The sequence below is a fragment of the Shewanella sp. HL-SH8 genome, assembly GCF_051165765.1.
GTDB classification, from domain to species: domain Bacteria; phylum Pseudomonadota; class Gammaproteobacteria; order Enterobacterales; family Shewanellaceae; genus Shewanella; species Shewanella glacialimarina.
Window position 1 is genome coordinate 1,270,178 of record NZ_CP195039.1, and the last position, 21,089, is coordinate 1,291,266.

Annotated in this window: 14 protein-coding genes; 8 read left to right on the forward strand and 6 right to left on the reverse strand. The window is 40.8% G+C overall.

Features of this window, described 5'->3' with window-relative positions; translation table 11 throughout:
• Positions 1 to 72 precede the first annotated feature (72 nt).
• The 6 genes from epd (at position 73) to ACRWQN_RS05730 (ending at position 8,378) form a co-directional block, all read left to right on the forward strand.
• A complete protein-coding gene (gene epd, locus ACRWQN_RS05705) occupies positions 73 to 1,092 on the forward strand; it encodes an erythrose-4-phosphate dehydrogenase (protein WP_226410937.1) in 1,020 nt (339 codons plus the stop codon).
• A gap of 145 nt (positions 1,093 to 1,237) precedes the next feature.
• The gene (locus ACRWQN_RS05710) at positions 1,238 to 2,416 is read left to right on the forward strand and encodes a phosphoglycerate kinase (RefSeq protein ID WP_434940078.1); all 1,179 of its coding nucleotides are present in this window, start codon (positions 1,238 to 1,240) and stop codon (positions 2,414 to 2,416) included.
• A gap of 144 nt (positions 2,417 to 2,560) precedes the next feature.
• Positions 2,561 to 3,625 carry a class II fructose-bisphosphate aldolase gene (gene fba, locus ACRWQN_RS05715; protein ID WP_226410935.1) on the forward strand — a complete coding sequence of 355 codons (1,065 nt, stop codon included), beginning with the start codon at positions 2,561 to 2,563 and terminating at the stop codon, positions 3,623 to 3,625.
• Between the two features lie 189 nt (positions 3,626 to 3,814).
• The gene (locus ACRWQN_RS05720; RefSeq protein ID WP_434940081.1) at positions 3,815 to 5,164 is read left to right on the forward strand and encodes an MATE family efflux transporter; all 1,350 of its coding nucleotides are present in this window, start codon (positions 3,815 to 3,817) and stop codon (positions 5,162 to 5,164) included.
• Positions 5,165 to 5,273: 109 nt separating this feature from the next.
• Positions 5,274 to 6,014, forward strand: coding sequence for a DUF481 domain-containing protein (locus ACRWQN_RS05725; protein WP_226410933.1), 741 nt, complete (start codon positions 5,274 to 5,276; stop codon positions 6,012 to 6,014).
• Between the two features lie 963 nt (positions 6,015 to 6,977).
• On the forward strand, positions 6,978 to 8,378 hold the full coding sequence (locus ACRWQN_RS05730; protein ID WP_434930403.1) for a hypothetical protein: 1,401 nt from the start codon (positions 6,978 to 6,980) through the stop codon (positions 8,376 to 8,378).
• Positions 8,379 to 8,383: 5 nt separating this feature from the next.
• Here the strand turns inward: ACRWQN_RS05730 and ACRWQN_RS05735 are convergent, their stop codons facing one another.
• The 6 genes from ACRWQN_RS05735 to ACRWQN_RS05760 all read right to left on the reverse strand — a co-directional run bounded on the left by ACRWQN_RS05735 (position 8,384) and on the right by ACRWQN_RS05760 (position 18,194).
• Positions 8,384 to 10,633, reverse strand: coding sequence for a PAS domain-containing protein (locus tag ACRWQN_RS05735; protein WP_434940083.1), 2,250 nt, complete (start codon positions 10,631 to 10,633; stop codon positions 8,384 to 8,386).
• A gap of 87 nt (positions 10,634 to 10,720) precedes the next feature.
• Positions 10,721 to 11,353 (reverse strand): TatD family nuclease-associated radical SAM protein, encoded by a 633-nt coding sequence (locus ACRWQN_RS05740; RefSeq protein ID WP_434940601.1) that lies wholly within the window; start codon positions 11,351 to 11,353, stop codon positions 10,721 to 10,723.
• Positions 11,354 to 11,506: 153 nt separating this feature from the next.
• Positions 11,507 to 14,638 carry an efflux RND transporter permease subunit gene (locus ACRWQN_RS05745; RefSeq protein WP_434928398.1) on the reverse strand — a complete coding sequence of 1,044 codons (3,132 nt, stop codon included), beginning with the start codon at positions 14,636 to 14,638 and terminating at the stop codon, positions 11,507 to 11,509.
• A complete protein-coding gene (locus ACRWQN_RS05750; RefSeq protein WP_434940084.1) occupies positions 14,638 to 15,840 on the reverse strand; it encodes an efflux RND transporter periplasmic adaptor subunit in 1,203 nt (400 codons plus the stop codon). Before ACRWQN_RS05750 ends, ACRWQN_RS05745 begins: the two co-directional genes overlap by 1 nt.
• A gap of 340 nt (positions 15,841 to 16,180) precedes the next feature.
• Positions 16,181 to 17,404, reverse strand: coding sequence for an ATP-dependent RNA helicase SrmB (srmB, locus tag ACRWQN_RS05755; protein ID WP_226410928.1), 1,224 nt, complete (start codon positions 17,402 to 17,404; stop codon positions 16,181 to 16,183).
• A 55-nt stretch (positions 17,405 to 17,459) separates the two neighbouring features.
• Positions 17,460 to 18,194 (reverse strand): tRNA1(Val) (adenine(37)-N6)-methyltransferase, encoded by a 735-nt coding sequence (locus tag ACRWQN_RS05760; RefSeq protein ID WP_434940086.1) that lies wholly within the window; start codon positions 18,192 to 18,194, stop codon positions 17,460 to 17,462.
• Positions 18,195 to 18,740: 546 nt separating this feature from the next.
• Here ACRWQN_RS05760 and brnQ point away from each other — a divergent pair.
• Both brnQ and xerD read left to right on the forward strand, forming a co-directional pair.
• Positions 18,741 to 20,072 carry a branched-chain amino acid transport system II carrier protein gene (brnQ, locus tag ACRWQN_RS05765; RefSeq protein ID WP_434940088.1) on the forward strand — a complete coding sequence of 444 codons (1,332 nt, stop codon included), beginning with the start codon at positions 18,741 to 18,743 and terminating at the stop codon, positions 20,070 to 20,072.
• Positions 20,073 to 20,174: 102 nt separating this feature from the next.
• On the forward strand, positions 20,175 to 21,080 hold the full coding sequence (gene xerD / locus ACRWQN_RS05770; RefSeq protein WP_434940090.1) for a site-specific tyrosine recombinase XerD: 906 nt from the start codon (positions 20,175 to 20,177) through the stop codon (positions 21,078 to 21,080).
• Positions 21,081 to 21,089 lie beyond the last annotated feature (9 nt).

Genomic DNA, 21,089 nt, shown 5'->3' on the forward strand with positions numbered 1-21,089 from the left:
GCCGACACTTTATGTGTTGGCCGTTTTTTATTTTTCTGCCTTAATAATCTCTCTCTTTATGCTGGGAATGGAATGATTCGAGTTGCAATAAATGGTTATGGTCGTATTGGTCGCTCCATTCTGAGGGCGTTATATGAATCAGGGAAGCGTGACCAAATTCAAATAGTTGCGATTAACGAACTCGCAAAACCCGACGCTATTCGTCATCTTACCCAATACGATACAACCCATGGTCGTTTTAAACATCAGGTCAGCTTAAAAGACAATCATCTTATTATTGGTGATGATGCCATTCTATTGCTTAATCAGTCTGACCCAAGTCAACTACCTTGGGCTGAACTGGATATCGATATTGTTTATGAAGCGACGGGTAGCTTAAATGATCGTCAAGAATGTGAAGTGCATATTCAAGCAGGTGCTAAACAAGTCCTTATTTCTCATCCTTCTTCTCCCGATGTTGATGGCACTATAGTCTATGGGGTGAATCATGATTTACTGCGCCCTGAGCATACAGTCGTGTCCAATGCATCCTGTACAACCAATTGTATTGTGCCAGTTATCGATGTGTTAGATAGGCATTTTACGGTTAAAAGTGGCGCAATTACCACGATCCATTCGGCGATGAATGACCAGCAAGTGATTGATGCATATCATGATGATTTACGTCGCACCCGCGCCGCCAGTCAGTCAATTATTCCAGTGGATACCAAGTTAGCACGCGGTATTGAGCGTATATTGCCCCACATGAAAGATATGTTTGAGGCCATTTCAGTGCGCGTGCCAACAATCAATGTTACAGCGATTGATTTGTCCGTTACCCTTGAGAAAAAAGTCGATATAGCCCAAATTAATCAGGTGTTAGCCTTGGCCTCAAATGGCAGTTTTAATGGTATTTTGGGATATACAGAAGAGCCATTAGTGTCATGTGATTTTAACCATGACCCGCGGTCGAGTATTGTTGATGGCACCCAAACGCGTGTCAGCGCCGGGCATTTGGTAAAATTACTCTTATGGTGTGACAACGAGTGGGGTTTTGCTAATCGCATGCTCGACACCAGCTTGGCGATGATCCAAGCTAAGCAGTCAAAATAATACTCCTGATGATTTATGCTAAAAATAACTAAATAACTAAATAACTAAATCAAAGGGCATGAATGATTTTTAACCGTGGATGATGCATCGGCGGTGAACAACAGATTTGTTTTTTAATTTTTACATTTATAAGGAAAGGCTAATTATGGCTATTATCAATATGGTCGATTTAGATCTGCAAAATAAGCGCGTGCTTATCCGTGAAGATTTAAACGTACCTGTTAAAGACGGTGTTGTAACAAGTGATGCACGCTTACGTGCTGCATTACCAACAATCAAGCTTGCACTTGAAAAAGGTGCTGCTGTGATGGTGATGTCTCACCTTGGACGTCCAACTGAAGGCGAATTCAATGCTGAGTTTTCGATGCAACCAGTTGTCGATTATTTAGTTAACGCACTGGATTGCCCAGTTCGTTTAGCTGATGACTACCTTAACGGTGTTGACGCTAAAGCGGGTGAAGTGGTTGTGTTTGAAAACGTGCGTTTTAACGTTGGCGAAGGCAAAAACGATCAAGCACTCGCGAAGCAAATGGCAGCATTATGTGATGTGTACGTTATGGACGCTTTTGGCACCGCACATCGCGCCCAGGCATCAACCCATGGTGTTGGTCTGTTTGCTCCTATCGCTTGTGCTGGCCCATTATTGGCCCAAGAGTTAGATGCTTTAACCAAAGCAATGGATAACCCAGCTCGTCCGTTAGTGGCAATTGTTGGTGGCTCTAAAGTCTCTACTAAGTTAACTGTGCTAGAAAGCTTGTCCGGTATTGTTGATCAACTCGTTGTGGGCGGCGGTATTGCCAATACCTTTATTGCTGCAGCGGGTCACAATGTAGGCAAATCATTATATGAGGCAGACTTACTTGATGAAGCTAAGCGTTTAGTCGCTAACGCTAAGAGTCGCGGTGCTGACATTCCTGTCCCTACAGATGTTGTGGTTGCTAGCCAATTCAGCCCAACGGCTGAAGCGACACTAAAGTCTGTGAGCGATGTGAGTGATACTGACATGATTTTTGATATCGGCCCAGAAAGTGCCGAAGCTTTGGCAAAAATTATTGAACAAGCTGGCACGATAGTGTGGAACGGTCCTGTTGGCGTATTTGAGTTTGATCAATTTGGTAAAGGCACTGAACGTATCGCCCTGGCCATTGCAAATTCAAAAGCCTTCTCTATTGCTGGCGGTGGTGACACCTTAGCGGCAGTGGATAAATACAATATTGCAGATAAAGTTTCATACATTTCGACCGGCGGCGGTGCTTTTTTAGAGTTTTTAGAAGGCAAAAAGCTTCCTGCTGTAGAAATGCTTGAACAACGCGGCGCAGAATAAGCGTTAAGCGATAAAAATAATAATTATTATAAAAAACCGTTCCTTAAGTTAACAGACCTAACAATTGTTAGCTTAAGGAATATAAAAATCCATCCAAAAAATAGCGACCTAGGTGAGTAATCACCCTATAATTGGAGAACAAAAATGGCTCTTATCTCTCTACGACAAATGCTAGACCATGCTGCTGAACATGGTTATGGCGTACCTGCTTTTAACGTAAACAACCTTGAGCAAATGCGTGCAATTATGCAAGCGGCTGAAGCAACAGACAGCCCTGTTATTGTGCAAGCCTCTGCGGGTGCACGTAAATATGCTCGTCCACAGTTTTTAAAGTATCTAATGGCTGCAGCGCTTGAGCAATATCCAGATATTCCAGTGTGTATTCACCAAGATCACGGTACCGATCCTGATATTTGTCAGCGTTCTATTCAATTAGGTATGTCGTCAGTTATGATGGACGGCTCGTTAATGGCCGATGGTAAAACACCAGCTTCATATGAATATAACGTGGATGTGACTCGTCGCACTGTTGCTTTCGCACACGCATGTGGTGTGTCTGTTGAAGGCGAAATTGGTTGTTTAGGCAGTTTAGAAACAGGCGAAGCTGGCGAAGAAGATGGTATCGGCGCTGCAGGTATTCTGACTATGGACCAAATGCTAACAACCCCAGAGGAAGCGGCACGTTTTGTGGCTGATACCCATGTAGATGCGCTAGCTATCGCTATTGGTACTAGCCATGGTGCTTACAAGTTTAGTCGTAAGCCTACAGGTGATGTTTTACGAATAGATCGCATTAAAGAAATCCATGCCCGTATTCCTAATACTCACCTAGTAATGCATGGTTCATCTTCAGTACCACAAGAGTGGTTAAAGATTATCAATCAGTATGGCGGTCAGATCCCTGAAACTTACGGTGTGCCTTTAGAGGAAATCGTTGAAGGGATTAAGCATGGCGTACGTAAAGTGAATATTGATACCGATTTGCGTTTAGCATCTACTGGTGCAGTTCGTAAATTCTTAGCTGAAAATCCAGCAGAATTTGATCCACGTAAATTCTTAAAAGCATCAATGGAAGCTATGGCAGACATTTGTACTACGCGCTATGAAGCGTTTGGTTGTGCTGGTATGGCATCTAAAATTAAGCCTAAGTCGTTACAGGCTATGTATAAAGCTTATCAATCTGGCGAGTTAGACCCAAAAATAGTCTAATTTATAGCCGCGTTAAAGCCCGTCAGACTTAGGTTTCGGCGGGCTTTTTGTTTGATAGCATTTATAGTTTTTTGTTAGTTGGTGCATTTTCGTCATACTGTAATTGTAATCTGTTAATCCGAGTCGAATTTAAATATCGACCTACTCTCTTGTTCATTATTAATCACAAACATTAGTGAAACCGCAATTATGCAAACCACGACAGATAAACCGTTATCATTATTTAGCTTAACCTGGCCATTATTTATTGATTTTGCACTGCACTTTTTAACCGCAGCGTTAAACACATTTATGATAAGTCATGTTTCATATCAAGGTGTTGCAGCCTTGTCTGTTGGCAATATGGTGTTTCAACTAGCCATTACCTTATTTAGCTTTGTCAGTATTGGTGCAAGTGTGGTGATAACCCAATATCTTGGTGCTAAAAATAAAGCTGCTGCCCGTGATGTTGTTTACTCAGCTATCGGTTTTAACCTAGGTGTGGGAGTGGTTGCGGCGTTTGGCGTTGTTGCAGGTGCCAGCTCTATTCTTTATTTAATGAATTTACCTGAGCACTTACTTGCAGACGGTAAGTTATATTTACAAATTGTCGGCTTATGTTTAATTCCTGAAGCTATGGCGATGTGTATTGCTGGAGCAATGCGCGCCCATGGTCATACTTTGCAAGCTATGTGGGTAACATTAGCGATTAATATCATCACATTTATCGGTAATTTACTCTTACTCTATGGCTGGTTTGGCTTACCTGAAATGGGCGTGGCCGGTGTGGCAATTAGCACTGTCACGGGGCGTATTATCGGTGTATGCATCATGTTGGTTCTTTTTGTACGTTATACCGGAATTCGCCTGCATGTCCCTTCAATTATTAAACCAAAATGGACAATGCTTAAAAAAGTGTTTCACATTGGTTTGCCCGCAGCGGGAGAGAATTTGTCCTGGATGTTGCAGTTTTTAGTGGTGACCTCATTTGTTGGTTTGATGGGCGATAAAGCATTAGCCGCACAGTCGTTATACTTTCAAATCTGTATGTTTATTTTGTTGTTTGGATTATCCATAGGTATTGGTAATGAAATCATTATCGGTCACTTAGTGGGAGCTAAAGCTATTAAGGCTGCTGAAAAACAAATGTATCGTGCTTTGAAGTTGGGGTTAATAGTCACCACTTCAGTGGCCGCATTAGCCGCTATTTGGGGCCAAGATCTTGTGGCATTGTTTACCGATGAAACCGATGTGCTGCAATTAGTGGCACCGTTATTTATTCTCACCTTGTTTATGGAGCCTGGACGCACATTTAATTTAGTGGTGATTAATGCATTACGCGCCAGTGGTGATGCCAAATTTCCGTTTTTTGTTGGTGTTTTCTCTATGTGGTGTATTGCGGTTCCTGGGGCATATTGGCTCGGTATTCATTTAGAGTATGGCTTAGTTGGCATATGGGCCGCTTTGGCGGTTGATGAGTGGGTGCGTGGATTAGCCATGTTATGGCGCTGGCGCAGTGGACGCTGGCAATCAAAAAGTCTAGTACTAGAGCATGATTAATCAATATTTAGTAAGGCATACCGTTCAGTCAGTTTTTCAATTTTATTATCAAAGTGTTAATATACGTCCGATTTTGAGAGGATTAACGTACGGAAAAGGATCTAATAATATGAGAAAATTGCTTTTAGCTGCTGCAATAACATTTGCAATACCATTCACAGCTCAAGCTGGTGCTGATTTTGTTGAAGGTGATGACACATTTGGTGGGGAAGCTGAATTAGGGGCAACCTTAACGACAGGCAACACAGATACATCTTCTTTTAAAGCACGTTTAGATTTGAAGCATGAGCTAGATAATTGGGAAAACCAATACTTATTCGAGGGGCTTTATAAAGAAGATACCGGTGATGTCACTGCAAAACGTTATTTTGTCGGTGCTCAAGGTAACTATCAAATTAATGAGCGTAGCTATATTTTCGCTAACACCAATTATGAAGTCGATCCTTTTACTGGTTATGATTTTACCTCAACAACCTCTTCAGGTTATGGTCATCGCCTTATTGATACTGCAGATACATCTCTACAAGCTGAAATTGGTCCCGGTTATATTTATCAAGGTTTAGATGAAGAAACGGCACTGGCTGAAGGCTATGATTCTGAAGACAGCGTTGTTGCTCACGCCGTGTTAAATTATCAAACTAAAATCAGTGATTCATCTAAATTCCAACAACGTTTTGTTGCCGACTGGGGTGAAAAATTAGATGCACGCTCAGAAACATCATTAACCGCAAACATTGTTGGCGCACTAGCAATGAAGTTCGCCGTTATTGTGCGTTATAATAGCGATCCGCTTGAAGGTAAAGAAAGCACTGATACAGAAACTAATATGACCTTGTTATATGCCTTTTAATCTTTCTGTTTGAGTGTTTTTACCTCAATATAGCTGGTATTTACCAGCTATATTTTTGCACTCTAGCTTGAATTTAAAGTATTTCTCTTGATTTCACTGCTATCCCCGTTTTATAAAATCGATATTATTACTTTAATATGTTCGATTCGCGCTCAGGTTCACGATTTTAATCGCTAGTTAGGTGCACAATATGGCAAATAATGTTGAATGACTTCGACGTTGTAAAGGCATTTACATGGTCGGTAAGCACTTAAAATGTGAGGCTAGATCACCTTTTAGAACCTAGCGAGAGTAAGGCATGCAAATCGGGAGTTGTTGGTTTGATCGGCCCAATAAATTATTCGTTGATCCCTCAAGAGACCTCAGCTGGCCTTTAAATGATCAAGAATTTTGGGTGCTTGAACAGCTAGTTCTGCATCGAGGCCAGGTCGTTCCAATAAGTCAGCTCGCATCATCGTCTATGACCCACGTAAGTGTCTCAAAAACGATTGAATCATTAGTCCATTTTTTAGGTAAAGAGCAAGCTTGCTTACTCGAATACATTCCAGGACAAGGAGCCGTACTGTATAAAAGGAATGTGGTTCGTGCATCTAGTTTATTAGGTTTGCCCTATAAAACCATGCCCTATAGGTTATATTTTTTGATGCTAATATTGATCATCATTGTGTGTGTTTATCTATATTTCAGTTTTTCACCTCCTGTCAGTATCATGGCGAAGATTTGAGCTTTATAGCTAATTTATACCCCAAATATCTTTTAAAAGATGGTTTATTGTATGTAAACTATGCAACTTAAACGATGAGATTTAAATTATTGTATCTAACAAATTAGTGACTTAATTTTCAGACTGTTACACTTTAATCTTGGTTGTAACTGATTAAATTAAATTAAATTAAGATTGTAAGAGATTTAACTAATCTATAGTAAGATTATTAGCATCGAATATGCGAGTAGAGTGGATCAGTGGCAAAGGTAAAAGTTAAACAAGAAGAAGCGCTTTCGGTTAAATTTAGCCATCAAATGGGCACAGGCGTTCAACGAACTTTTGATTTGTACTTTTTTTTACCTAATGAAATGTCGATCGGTAGTAATACCTTAAATGAGGAGGAATATTATCATAGCGGTATAGTTGGCCGACGCTCATATTACTCCAAAGGGCTGCATTTACCGCTAGTTCAATCTCGTTTTGCCAGTTTGAATAAGCGTACTTTAGAAGAGTTTCGTTTATATCTTAATCTATTTGCTTATCAATTTGCTGTTGCGATTGAAACCGATGCTAAAGAGTTACGTCAAAAGTCAGAGGCAAATGAATTTTATCCCGTCTTAAATGATTTGTGCGAACTCGTCGCACAGTTACTAAAAAAATTCCGCCGTAATGAACCCAGTGAAGAAAAATGGAAGTCATACTTTGAGCACGCCGACAATTATTTGTCCTGGTTTTGCGAGCAACAATTACTTAAAACCTTAGCGTCTCGACCTCGTAGTGCTGAATATAATGACATTACAGAGAAAGTTATTTTACTGTGTCGCAGCGAAAATCAATATCGTGAAGTAGAAAAGCGTTATAACTCGACTCAAACTAAGCAAGATGCAAATCGTATTTCTAATAAAATGTTACTGCTTCGTCGGCTTATTCAGCAAGGGGTAGTATTAAAAGAAGAATTAAAGCCTTTAGGGATCGGGTTAAAGAAGTTTGTGACTGGATTAGCCACAGGGTTAGTTATGCTTGTTGTGTCAGCGCTTATTTTTAAGGCTCAAGGATTCTTCAATGGTCTAACGATGACCTTATTACTGACTTTGGCAGTGATATATGGTTTTCGTGAGATATTTAAAGAAGATATTCGCAATGCCATGTGGCGCCTTATTCAGCGCGGACGACCGCGTTGGAGTCGAATATTGCGTGATACCACTACGCAAGCAATCGTTGCTAAGCAGTTAGTGTGGTTGGAGTTTATTCGCCCGCAAGATATTCCAAAACATGTCGCCGAAATTATGAAACAACGTCATAGCCAAAATAAGGTCGACACGACAACATTGCACTACCGTATTGCGACTAAAGTCACCAATAAACCCTTTGAGGCAGGATATTCGCAAATTCAAGAGCAAGTAAATTTCAGCTTAATTCCCTTTGCTAGATACCTTGAGCGCGGTAACGCAAAAATCTACCATGAATCAGAGGGGAAGGTGAGTCATGAATCTGTAGAGCGCCGTTATCAACTCAATTTAGTTGCGGTGCTCAAAGATGGCAAAGAAGCGCCTGAGTATGCTCGTTTTAAAGTGACCATGAACCGCTCAAGTATTATTGAAATAACTGAAAGCAAATTACCTGACAATGTGAATCCATTTAGTATTGAACAGGAATAGTGTGCTTATTCCAGAGGTGACTTGCTTTCATAATCAAAGGTCCGGGTAAAGGCTTGGCAAATATTTTGGTCACCTGATTGCTTAGCGCGCTTTAATGCCACATCTGCATTGATGAGGTATTGCTCAAGGCTTTGAGGAGCACAATAGCCTGCGATACCAATATTTATACCTTCATCTAAGTGTTTTGTTGCGAGCTTTTTAAGCATCTCAATAGCAAATAAATGGGTTCGGGTGGCATCAGTGTGCGGTAAAAATAGCACTAACTTACCCAATTGCCAGTGAGCTAATTGATAGTTTGCCGGTAAGTCTATCAACATTTGAACCTCAATATCTTGCTGGCGCTTTTCAAGCTGACTGATGTCGCCCATGTTACTAAAAATACCTTCTGGATTGATATCCATGACCAGTAAGCTTGAGCTGGCTTTAATGTTTTCACTGGTATTGTTGAAGTAGTTTTCTAAATCAACTAACCGCATCACCATACTGCTTTTTGGGGTGATCATATTTTGATTGATGATAGGACCCGTGGCATTGGTTTCGACAGTAAAGATAAGGTATTCAATATCCCCTTCAAGAGACATATGGCCCATGACGGTAATTTTTAAGTTTTCAATAAAACGGCTTTGATCAAATGGCGTAACATGACCTTGCCACTCACCTTGCAGGGTCACCTGGGTAAGAATATTACTCCAAATATCACTAATTTCGCTGCCCAGCAGTGTCTTAATATCAACCTGGTGTTCGCCGCGCAGCTGCATTAAATTATCAAAGCTATGGTTGCAGTTAATTACTTTTCCCTCAGCGTTAGTTAATGTGGTTGCTATTGCGTTTTCGCTGAGCAATTGATTGAGGAAAGCCTGTTGACGACTAGCAACTAATTCACTGATGTCATTAAATACCACAATCCAGTAATGTTCCTTTTGCGATAGTGCTTGGCGGTGTATGTGGATATTAACCTGATGGTTATCATCTTCTAAACTGACACAGCCAGACCAATACTGGTCGGTACGTAAAATTGTTTTCAGCGCTTCAAATTTGTCGTCAGAAAGATTGATCACTCGCTGTAAACTGCGATCGGTTAAGGTGTTTAGTTGATAATTTAATGAGTTTGCAGCACTGTTGTTAATTCCCAGAATTCGGCCACTATCATTGACGATAGCGTAACTTAACTCGGTATTAAATAATCCATTCGACAAGCGAATACTATTATTTCTGGCCTTATTTTCCATTAAATAACGCTGGCGAAAAACAATTAACCCTATGCCCAATAACCCGATCACAATACTGGCAACGATAAGTACCATTTTCCAGGGATCAAAACGTGCAGCGATATCCTGGTGACGAATATAAGATAAAAAGAAATATTCTTTTTTCGATTCACTTTGCCCGGTAAGCTCCACCTTCAAATAAACAAATGTTGAGTCTTTACTGTGAAATTGGCCGAAATTGTTCATCGCCATAGATTGCCACAGCTCAGGGTTGGTTTGTTTTAAACTTGCTCCTAAGGTATCAGGCATATTATTTAATGGACTAGGCTGATTTGCGCCAGCATATAAAAAACTCTGACTATCTAATAACAATAACGGCGAGTTAGGATTAAAAAAAGCCGGTTTTATGGTATCTAATAATCGGGTAACAGAGTTAAATGTGACTAGATAACCATTGATAGATTGATCAAGGTTTTCTAACCATGCAAGTTGATATATATAGGGTTCGAGTTTGCCATCAATCGGGGTAAATGCCATATCAGAGGAGTATATTTCAGCACCTCCCATGGTGCTTTTCCCTTTCAATAATTTTTGGGGTAGGGTTAAGTTTTCTAAATTATTTGATGTGGAAAATTTAAGTTTTCCTTGTGGGTCATACAATGCCAGGCCAAGTAATTCAGGAATGTTTTGTGTTAGAGAGTTCCAGCTTTGAAAAAGTTTTTGTTTTTGTTCTTCATTCGGGCTAGAAAGGTATTGACGAAGCAACTCCCCATTAGCAAATGTTTGGGTTCTAAATTGTAAAAACCCCATTTTGTCAGTGGCGAGTGAGGCTACTGTTTGTAATTCGCTATATCGTTGGCCAGCCCAGTCTTCCTGTAGTCTGCGCTCACCCATATCAATGATGGTACTACTGATAATAATCAGCCCAATCAGCAATAAAATAACCTGACTAAAAAGTGATAAAATTTGGGTGCGAGACCAATGAATATCTTGGACTGAAGCAATGAGGGATGTAATACCTGAAATTGTTGTTTTTCTTTTAAACATTGCGCCAACTTTGTCTGTATAAGTAGCCAAACTACACTAAAGTGAAGTGGACGCTAATATTAGCATGAATTAGTTAATTAAATCATGCTAACCCACGATATCAAGTTGGCGTTCAGTAAAGTGACAATTAGCATCAAACGCAATTGTTCGGCACTTCTCAATATCAACACCAGCTAGCCCGTTTATTGCGCTGACCGATACTGATTGGATATATTGTGGGGCTAAGGTGATGAACTCACGCACAGCACTATAAGCGTGTGTTAATTTGGGTTGGCAATGTTCAACATAGGCCTGCTCTGTGTCTGCATTGAGTGATATCGACATCGCATCAATACACGTGGCCAGTTCAGGTAAAATATTGCGACGATGAAATAGGTTACCTAATCCGCCGGTATTAAGCCTGACTTGGGCGCCACGACTTTGCAATTCTTTCGCTATTGTCAGCAGGGCGTCTAAATTCAGTGTCGGTTCTCCATATCCGCAGAACACATACTCTTCAAACTTATCTACCTGTCCGAATAATGGCAATATATCGTCAGCAGTAACGGTTTTGCTTAAGGTTAAATCATATTGAGCAACTTGCTTGCTACCATTATGTTTAGGGCAAAATTTGCAACGTAAGGTGCAACGACTGGTTAAATTGATATAGCGACTGTGGCGAATATCATAAACCAAGGTGTTGTGAGTCGTCGTATGGTCTGTAGGCTGAGTTTGCGACATTGCATGCTGAAGTTGTGGATGTTGCTTTATGTTAACCCATGCATTAATAAATGAATGCTGGACAGATCTCAGATTAGACAAACAAAAACAGCGCTAAATAAGCGCTGTTTTGTTTGAAAACTATAACGATTCATAATCGATACTGGCTACAGATTAATAATAATCCGCATCTGTAGTTTTAGGTCTCCACCACCATAAATAAAAGCGTTTCAGCAGACGTTTAATGTCATCCAAAATAATATACAGAACGGGCACTAAAATTAGCGTCACCACGGTGGAAAACAAAATACCAAAAGCTAATGAGGTTGCCATAGGGATAACAATTTTAGCTTGTAAGCTTTTTTCCATAATAATTGGAACAAGGCCAACAAAGGTGGTTAACGAGGTAAGAATAATTGCTCTGAATCGATAACAGCCTGAGTCGATTGCTGATTGCATAATCGACTTGCCTTCTTCGCGGGATTTATTCACAAAATCCACTAGGATTAACGAATCATTGACTACCACACCAGCCAACGCCACGATGCCACATAAACTCAATACACTCATTGATAATCCCAGCATGTAATGGCCGACTAACGCGCCAATCATCCCAAAGGGGATGACTGACATGATGATTAAAGGTTGAGTATATGATTTAAGTGGAATAGCCATTAAGGCATAAATAGTGAACATGGCGAAGAAAAAGCCCTGTATTAAGCCTAACATGGCATTTTGCTCATCCAGACTGCTGCCATCTAATGAGGCCGATACATGGGGATATTTTGCTGATAAGTAGGGGATAAATTCAGACTGTACCTCATCAACAACTTTACTAGGCTCTACTTTGTTGGTATTTGCATTAGCGCTAATGGTAATTGCACGGCGACCATCTACACGGGTAATAGATGCATAAGAGTCGCCTAACTCTATTGCGGCTACACTTGAAAATGGTACCGTTTGGCCGTTACTGGTGCGGATCATCATATTTTCAAGATGCCCCACGGTGCGTCGCTGCTCCAGTGGGTAGCGGATCATCACTTTAACTTCTTCTTTATTACGCAAAATACGTTGTGCTTCGTAACCATAAAAGCCGTAACGCACTTGGCGCGCTAAGTCAGACAGAGTTAACCCCTGTGCCTGTGCTTCTGGCAGAATATTAAGACGAATTTCCTGGCTGCCCGACGAAAAGTTGTCTGAAATATCATATACACCTTCATAGGTTGCCAGTTTATCTTTAATTTCTTTAGAGGCGAGGGCCAGTTGATCTAAATCGGTTGAGGTTAATCTAAAGGATAAATCTCCGCCGGTCTCATTAGTGCTGGCATTAATATTGAGTTTTTTAACCGACAGTAATTCAGGTAACTGTTTGCGCCACTCTTCGGCAATAGATACGCCATCAACGTCCCTGTCTTCACCTTTAGTTAACTCAGTAAAAATAAACGCTGAAGTACGTGAGCTTAATGACACAAAACTGTGTTTAACTACACCTGTGCCATATTCCTGCTCCATAACATCATTCATTCGATATAAAGCATCTTCTACCTGCTGGACCGTGGCTAAGGTATTGAGTTCAGAGCTACCTTCATCCATTTCTAGTTGAACTTGAATAAAGTCAGATGGAATATCAGGAAAAAATACCCAACGCACTTTCCCGCTAGCAACCAAAGCGATAGAGAGAATTAATACCCCGACAAAGACTGCAACAACATTATAGCGTTGCCTAATGCAGGCTTCTAAAAAGTGTCGATATTTATGGTGAATAAAGAATTGTAGCTTGTCATTTAAGCCAACTTTAAAACGCGAAAATACATTAGTCGGTGCGGTTTTCTTTTTGACTTTCATGTGTGCCAAATGTGCTGGCAAGATGAATTTTGATTCAATGAGTGAGAAGGCTAAACACAAAATAACAATCATGCCGATAGACTTCCAAATAATGCCCATCGGACCTGATACCAAAATCATTGGCGTGAAAGCGGCAATGGTGGTCAGTACCCCAAAGGTGGCAGGCATAGCAACTTTGTGCACACCTGTTATCACGTTGTGTAAAGAATGACCGTTTTCTTCAACTTCACTGTAGGCACTTTCACCTATCACAATGGCATCATCGACGACAATCCCCAGTACCAAGATAAAAGCAAATAAGGTCAACATGTTAATCGACATGCCAACCGCGGGCATTAACAACATTGCCCCTAAGAAACACACAGGTAACCCCATCATCACCCAAAAAGCTAATTTAAGGTCAAGAAACAGGGCAAGAATAATAAATACCAACAGTGCACCGTAAAACATGTTAGATAACATCATGTTTAAGCGGCCTTGAAGATAGTGAGTTAAGTCCCCCCAAGTATCTACTTGTATATTAGCGGGCAGGGTGCTTTGACGCTCGGCTATATAGGCTTTTACCTGTGTAGATATCGCTAACGCGTCTTGATCATCAATACTGGTGACTTCAATAATTGCCGCTGGCTTGCCATTAAAACGGGTGTATTCTAATCTTTCTTCAAAGCCATCTTTAATATTCGCCACTTGAGGCAGCATAATACGGCTGCCGTCGGTGCGGGTTAGTACCACAATTTTAGCAAAGTCTTCGCCAGTATAGGCTTGGCCTTTGGTGCGCAATAATATGTCGCCATCTTGAGCACGAATAGAGCCGCCGGGTAGATCAATAGAGGCATTTTGGACCGCCTGCGCCACTTGGCTAAAACTTAAACCATATTCGCGTAGCTTATCTTCAGACACTTCAATGCCAATTTCGTAATCTCTTACACCTGTTAGCTTAGCCCGTGTTACGCCGGGTAAATCGGTGAGGTCTTCACGAATTGATTTAGCCATCTCTTTCATGTCATGGGCTGACATGTCGCCATAAACCGACACCCAAATAACATTGTTTTCAGGCTTTATTTGAAAAATATTTGGCTTTTCAATGTTATCAGGAAAGGTAGCTATAGCATCAATACGCAGCTTAGCTTCATCAAGCACTTGCTGAACATCGAAACCATCCTCAACTTCAATGGTGACAGACCCTATACTATCGCTAGCCACAGAGGTGGTTTTTTTAATCCCAGAAATATCTTGAATGGCTTCCTCAATTTTGATGTTGATCCCTTCTTCAATTTCTTGCGGGGCAGCACCTGGGTAGGCCACAGTGATATTGATAAGATTAAGTGAAAAGCTGGGGAAAATTTCTTTATTAATTATTACGGCACTGAATAATCCACCGATAATCAGTACTAGCATGAGTAAGTTTGCTGCAACGTTATTGCGAGCAAACCAAGATATGATTCCTGAATGGCTCTGCATCACAGCTCTCCTGCAGGGGTTAGCTCATCATCAGATACATCATCTGTGGGGGTTAACTTATCGTCCTCACCTAATATTTTTACTTTTTGACCATTAGATAGGTTGGCGACATTGGTCATTGAGATGCGCTCTCCATCGGTAAAGCTGTCTTTAATATAGACACTGTCAATGTCGGTTCTGACTAGGTTAACACTGCGCATCTCAATGATATTATCATCACTGACAATGGCGACTTGGTCATTACGTAGTACATGACGTGGAAGCTGCACAATACCGCTTACGCTGCGACCTTTAATGACTGCGGTGACAAAGCTGCCGTATTTCAATGGTAACTGTTTATTATTTCTTGACTTTATAAGATAAGGGTCAATGACTTCAGCAACGAGGTAAACCATACGGTTTTGTTCATCGATGACATTTTCGCTGCGGATAATATTGCCATTCCAGGTCATGTTTTGACCTGCTAGAGAAGCGCTTAAGGTGACTTCGGTGTCTGGATTGTCAATTGACTCTAAATACGCCAAGTCATTATTGGTCAGCGGTAAACGAATCTCTGCGGTACTGGTATCGTATAGCTCGCCTAAATTAGTGCCTAACGTGACGTATTGGCCTAGGTCGACATGACGCGCTTTAATGATGCCGTCAAACGGTGCGCGAATAATGGTACGTTCAAGATTACGTTGCGCACGGGCCAGTGCAGCTTTAGACGACTTTACATTTGCTTGTTCTTTTTTAAGCTGCGGGATACGTAAGCCTAATTCTGGGGCAACGCCGCTATCGAAATCTTTAAATTCTATTTTAGCCACTTGGCCACGGGCCATTTCTTCGTTTAGCATTGCAGTAGCCTGTGCCACATTGGCTTCTGCTTGCATCAAGTCAGCTTCATAATCAGAAGGTTCAATTAACGCTAATTGATCGCCTTTTTTAACTATGCCGCCCGCAACAAACTCGGCAGATATATTTTGTAGTCGCCCTTGTACTTCTGTTACGAGCTGAGTTTTATATTTGGGATTAACCACACCATACGAAGGTAGGTTTAATGAAACCGTTTGTTGCTTTACTGTCATCACATCAATAATAGTGAGAATTTCTGCTTCGTCTTTTTGTTCAGGAGCTTCTTGGGTTTGCATTAGTAGCTGTGCAAATCCAATTGCCACGATCAAGATAAAAAGGGGGGTCAGTCTTCTTAAAATAGTTTTCATTCTTTTTGCGTATCCATGCTGAAATGATGCTGATGAATATATTTTGTACAATGCGCGGTATTTTTAGGCAATATTTGTACATTTTTTTATTCTTATCAGTAATCTGTCTAAATTAGCAGATTTTATGATTCAGCTAAACTGATTTATGTAAATTAGCTGTAGCAGGATGTTGCGGTTGTTAACATCTTGGGCGATTTGATAAATAAATTAGCATGTGCGGACGATGAATTTTTTAAATATCAACCTAAATATAATACAGGCAATAAAAAAACGAACCTGTTTAGGTTCGTTTTTATTTATATTTAAATATTACAGTAAGCAGATTACCTACCAATATTAATTATTTTTTCTTTTTTGACTTCTTAGAGAATTTTTTAGGGTCCTTGGCATTGGCTTTTTTCTTACCCGGCACTTTAGCTTCTTTATGTTTAGGACGAAGCTCTTCAATGACACGGCGTTTTAACGTTTGCTCAATGTAGCGCTCAATTTTACCGACAATTCGTACATCATGTGCTTCCATTAATGAAATAGCAGTACCTTTAGCGCCAGCGCGCCCTGTGCGACCAATACGGTGCACATAAGTGTCAGCTGAACGTGGCATGTCAAAGTTAATTACATGAGTAATATCATCAACGTCAATACCACGGGCTGCCACATCGGTAGCCAATAGCACATTGACTTCACCTTTTGTAAAACGTCCTAGGGCTTGAAAACGTTTCTTTTGTTCCATGTCGCCACGCATAAACGCACAAGGTATATTGGCTTTTAATAATAATCCTTCAAGGCTAGCCACCGCTTCACGGGTTTTAACAAATACGATTGTTCGCTTAACTTGCTCTTGTCTTAAGATGTTACACAGTAGGGCAAATTTATGATCTTTATCGTCAGCTAAATGCGCCCACTGATGAATTTTAGCTTTTTCGCTGCGAGGTGCTTCTACATCTATGGTGACAGGATCTTTCAATAGATCACGTGCGAAACGCTCAACCCCGCTGCCTTCTAAAGTGGCAGAGAACAACATGTTTTGTTTACGACCTTGTGCTTCAATCGCAATGGCTTGCACCACTGAAGAGAATCCCATGTCTAACATGCGGTCGGCTTCATCAATCACTAGAATATCGACCTCAGTAGCATCGAATTTTCTTTTGTCTAGGTATTCCATCAATCGGCCTGGTGTGGCGATTAATATATCGATATTACCTGCAAGGGCTTCTTCTTGCGGCCCATAAGGAACGCCACCAGTAATAATGGCAATATCTAAATCTAAGTCAGTTGCGAGATGACATGCATAACGATGAATTTGACTGGCTAGCTCACGGGTAGGTGTTAACACCATGATGCGGGCTTGTCCTTCGAAACGACGAGGGAAATCAATCAGGTGCTGTAAGGCTGGCAATAAGAAACTTGCTGTTTTACCAGTCCCTGTTGGCGCACGCGCAAGAATATCCCGTTGCTCCATCGCCATAGGAATAGCTTGTTGTTGAACTGTCGTGGGGCTTTTGTGGCCCATGGCTTTCAGTGAATCTAATAACCTTGGGTCTAAATCGAAATCTTCAAATAACATGCACGTGGGTCTCGCTTAAAAGTAGCCGTCTATTATAGCTGACGAATCACACAGGCTAAAGTTTTAAGTAAAAATCCTTGCATAAATCTGTCATTGTTACCGAATACTGACCTTGTTTATCACGTATATCGATCGAGCCGGTAACATATTTTTGTTCGGAAGCAGGATGTTTAATCGCCAGCAATAGCCGATTAGGTGGTTTTCCTGTAACGCTGCTGACTTCAATACGTTGAGTTATTTCTAAGCCAATGCCAGATAATGCTGGTTTGAACATCGCTTCACTCTGAACCGGAATAATGATACTGGCCACGCCATCTTTGGCTAATAAAGCGTAAATGGATTGTACTAAGTCTGTAAAATCCAGTTGATTAGTGTGTCTTGCCGTTGCGCGGGCACGATCCTGAGTTTGCGGGCCATTGGTAAAGTAGGGAGGGTTGCAAATAATATGATCAAAGCATTGGCGACTGCTTGCGGCTATATTTTGCTGCTGTAAGCAAAAATCTTGAATGCTGGATTGTATCAATTCAATTTTTTTAGCCCATTGGCTTTGGGCGATATTATTGAGGCAATCTTGAGCTGCAGATGTATCTAACTCTATTGCAGTAATGTGAGTTTTTGTCGATGTTCTTTGTGCAGCCATTAAGCTCAATAAGCCACTTCCTGCGCCAATATCAATAATACGTGTTGCGTTAGTTAAGCCCGCCCAAGCACCTAACAGCACCCCGTCAGTGCTTACACTCATGCCGCAATGGCTATCATCGATATGAAATTGTTTAAATGTGAATGGCATTAAGGGCTACAGTGCGAGCGAATTAAAGGTTGATTATAACAAATTACACCAGCGTGTTAATTGATTGATGATGGCTTATTTTAAAACATGCAGTATTACTTCTACTGGTGTTTAACCCTCAGTCAATGTGGTGGCGGCCATAATATAAATATAAGGTCCTAATTACCAGGTTGTTAATTTATGTTATCGCTTATTAAAGGCTGTGCTAGTTATGTTTAGTGCTTTTGGTAATTGTTTCAGGCTTGAAATCTAAATAACTGAATATACTCAGTCTCTATTGCGTATTATTAGCATCTTTGCTATTAGTTCAGGCTGCTCTTTCAAGGTAAAACCGCTTGTAATGGCTTGATTCATTCAAACACTAACTAAGGGTTATATAAACAGATCAACAATGATTATTTTTTGCACTAAATTTAATGTATTTAGATAGCTTAGGGTGTAAATATACTATTACGATCTGTGACGTGTTCATTATTAGCAGTAGCTAAAATGAATTTGATCACTTAAGTTGGTTAAAGAACAAATACAACAAAAAGAGATGTTAACGTGCAAACAACTAAATTATCGATCATCGATACCTTTGGCCTAGGGTTTATGGCTTTCGCATTCTTCTTGGGTGCAGGTAATCTTATATTCCCGCCTTTTGCGGGCTTTTTAGCGGGTGAGAACATGTCACTGGCTATGGTTGGCTTTTTATTAACCGCGGTGGGAATGCCACTGATAGGATTGATTGCTGTAGCTAAATCCAATGGTAAAATTATGGCCTATTTGCCACCATTTGCTGCTACAGCTCTGGCCATTGCTATTTATATTATTATAGGGCCTGCATTTGCGGCGCCTCGAACCAGTTTGGTCGCCTTTGAAATAGGCGCTCGTCCGTTTATAGCAGACCCTGATGCGGTGGTGATGATAGCGGGTCAAGCAATCAATATAGCCCAGCTGATATTTACCTTAGTGTTTTTCACGATTGTGATGTTTATGTCACTTTATCCTGGCAAACTTTTGGATAACGCCGGCAAAGTACTTACGCCTATTTTACTGACCTTGTTGGTTGCTTTAGCAATGAGTGTGATGTTTATCTCTGGCTCAACGGTAGGCTCTCCTTCTGCGGAATATCTGGCAAGTCCTTTATCAAAGGGGATTATTGAAGGTTATAACACTATGGATACCTTGGCATCACTGATGTTTGGTATGCTTATTATCGATTTACTGCGTAAAAAAGGCGTTAATAATGTTGCAGATCAAACCAAGTATCTGATCCGCGCCGCCATTATTGCCGCATCTGGATTGGCATTTGTGTATATATCACTATTCTTTCTAGGTGCTTCAGCAGGTGATTTAGCTAAGGGAGCATCAAACGGTGGTGTCATTTTAACTAACTATGTTGACCATAACTTCGGCATGTTAGGTATTGTTATGCTGTCTACTGTCGTTGGTTTGGCGTGTTTGACTACCGCGATCGGTCTGGTAACTGCGTGTTCTGAGTTTTTCAATGAGCTTCTACCGTCAGTGTCATACCAACGTTTTGTGATTATTTTCAGTGTGGTGTGTGCCACTGTTGCTAACGTGGGTTTATCACAATTAATTATAATTAGTATTCCTGTATTGATGACGATTTATCCAGTGGCCATTGCATTGGTATTAGTGACTTTTATTACGCCACAATTTGCTCGTCCTGAATTGTCACAACGATTAATTCTAAGCGTTGCGCTAGCTTTTGGCGTATTAGATGGATTAAAAACCGGTGGCTTTGATATGTCGATGTTTAATTTCTTACCGTTACATGCAGAAGGCATGGCTTGGGTACTGCCAACCGCTATCGTTTCTGCGGTATGTTTGTTTTTACCTAAAAGTGATCAAGCAACCTCTGCGGCATAAATGCTTATCAGCTAATTGCTTATCAGTAAGGATTGCTAATATTTGACCGCTAGATATGCTAATCTATAGCTAGCATATCTAGCGTGTTAAATAGAGTCTTACGTGAAATCAAATCAATACTCTCCGCACCCCCTAATCGAACAATTCATTGACGATATATGGTCAACAAAAGGCTTAAGCGATAATACGTTAGCATCGTATCGAACTGATGTAGCGCATTTCGAACGTTTTGTATTAAGTCAAAAGTCTTGCCTTGTTGATGCCGATTCATTGCTATTAAAAGCGTATCTCGCATATCGATTTGAGCAACAATATGCTAAAACCAGTACCGCAAGATTGATGAGTAGCTTACGACGCTTTTACGGTTATTTAATTGTGAATAAGTTGATTGATGTCGATCCTACTGCGTTAATTGAGTCACCTAAACTGCCACGCAAATTGCCTGATGCATTATCTGAAGCGCAAGTAGATGCCTTACTATCCGAGCCCGATATCGATGATCCAATCGAATGCCGTGACAAAGCGATGCTTGAATTATTATATGCAACAGGGCTGAGGGTGACCGAATTAGTGAGTTTAACCATGGAGCAAATAAGTTTGCGCCAAGGAGTCGTTAGGGTGATGGGTAAGGGCGGTAAAGAGCGTTTAGTTCCGCTAGGTGAATTAGCTATTAGTGAAGTCGAATTATATTTAAAAACTGCTAGGCCAACACTTTTACATATGAAGCAATCTGATGTGTTATTTCCGTCGAGGCGTGCGCAGATGATGACTCGACAAACTTTCTGGCATCGCATTAAGTTATACAGTGCACGAGCAGGGATCAGGGTACACTTATCGCCACATACTTTACGCCATGCCTTTGCGACTCATTTACTGAATCACGGCGCTGATTTACGAGTTGTACAATTACTCTTAGGCCACAGTGATTTATCCACGACTCAAATTTACACTCATGTTGCTAAAGCCCGTCTGCAGCAGCTTCATCAACAGCATCATCCGCGAGGTTAACCTATTGGG

Bases quoted from the DNA above. Each gene is read 5' to 3' on its own strand.
- epd (WP_226410937.1), top strand. From the start codon at position 73: ATGATTCGAGTTGCAATAAATGGTTATGGTCGTATTGGTCGCTCCATT.
- ACRWQN_RS05710 (WP_434940078.1), top strand. From the start codon at position 1,238: ATGGCTATTATCAATATGGTCGATTTAGATCTGCAAAATAAGCGCGTG.
- fba (WP_226410935.1), top strand. From the start codon at position 2,561: ATGGCTCTTATCTCTCTACGACAAATGCTAGACCATGCTGCTGAACAT.
- ACRWQN_RS05720 (WP_434940081.1), top strand. From the start codon at position 3,815: ATGCAAACCACGACAGATAAACCGTTATCATTATTTAGCTTAACCTGG.
- ACRWQN_RS05725 (WP_226410933.1), top strand. From the start codon at position 5,274: ATGAGAAAATTGCTTTTAGCTGCTGCAATAACATTTGCAATACCATTC.
- ACRWQN_RS05735 (WP_434940083.1), bottom strand. From the start codon at position 10,633: ATGTTTAAAAGAAAAACAACAATTTCAGGTATTACATCCCTCATTGCT.
- ACRWQN_RS05740 (WP_434940601.1), bottom strand. From the start codon at position 11,353: ATGTCGCAAACTCAGCCTACAGACCATACGACGACTCACAACACCTTG.
- ACRWQN_RS05745 (WP_434928398.1), bottom strand. From the start codon at position 14,638: ATGCAGAGCCATTCAGGAATCATATCTTGGTTTGCTCGCAATAACGTT.
- ACRWQN_RS05750 (WP_434940084.1), bottom strand. From the start codon at position 15,840: ATGAAAACTATTTTAAGAAGACTGACCCCCCTTTTTATCTTGATCGTG.
- srmB (WP_226410928.1), bottom strand. From the start codon at position 17,404: ATGTTATTTGAAGATTTCGATTTAGACCCAAGGTTATTAGATTCACTG.
- ACRWQN_RS05760 (WP_434940086.1), bottom strand. From the start codon at position 18,194: ATGCCATTCACATTTAAACAATTTCATATCGATGATAGCCATTGCGGC.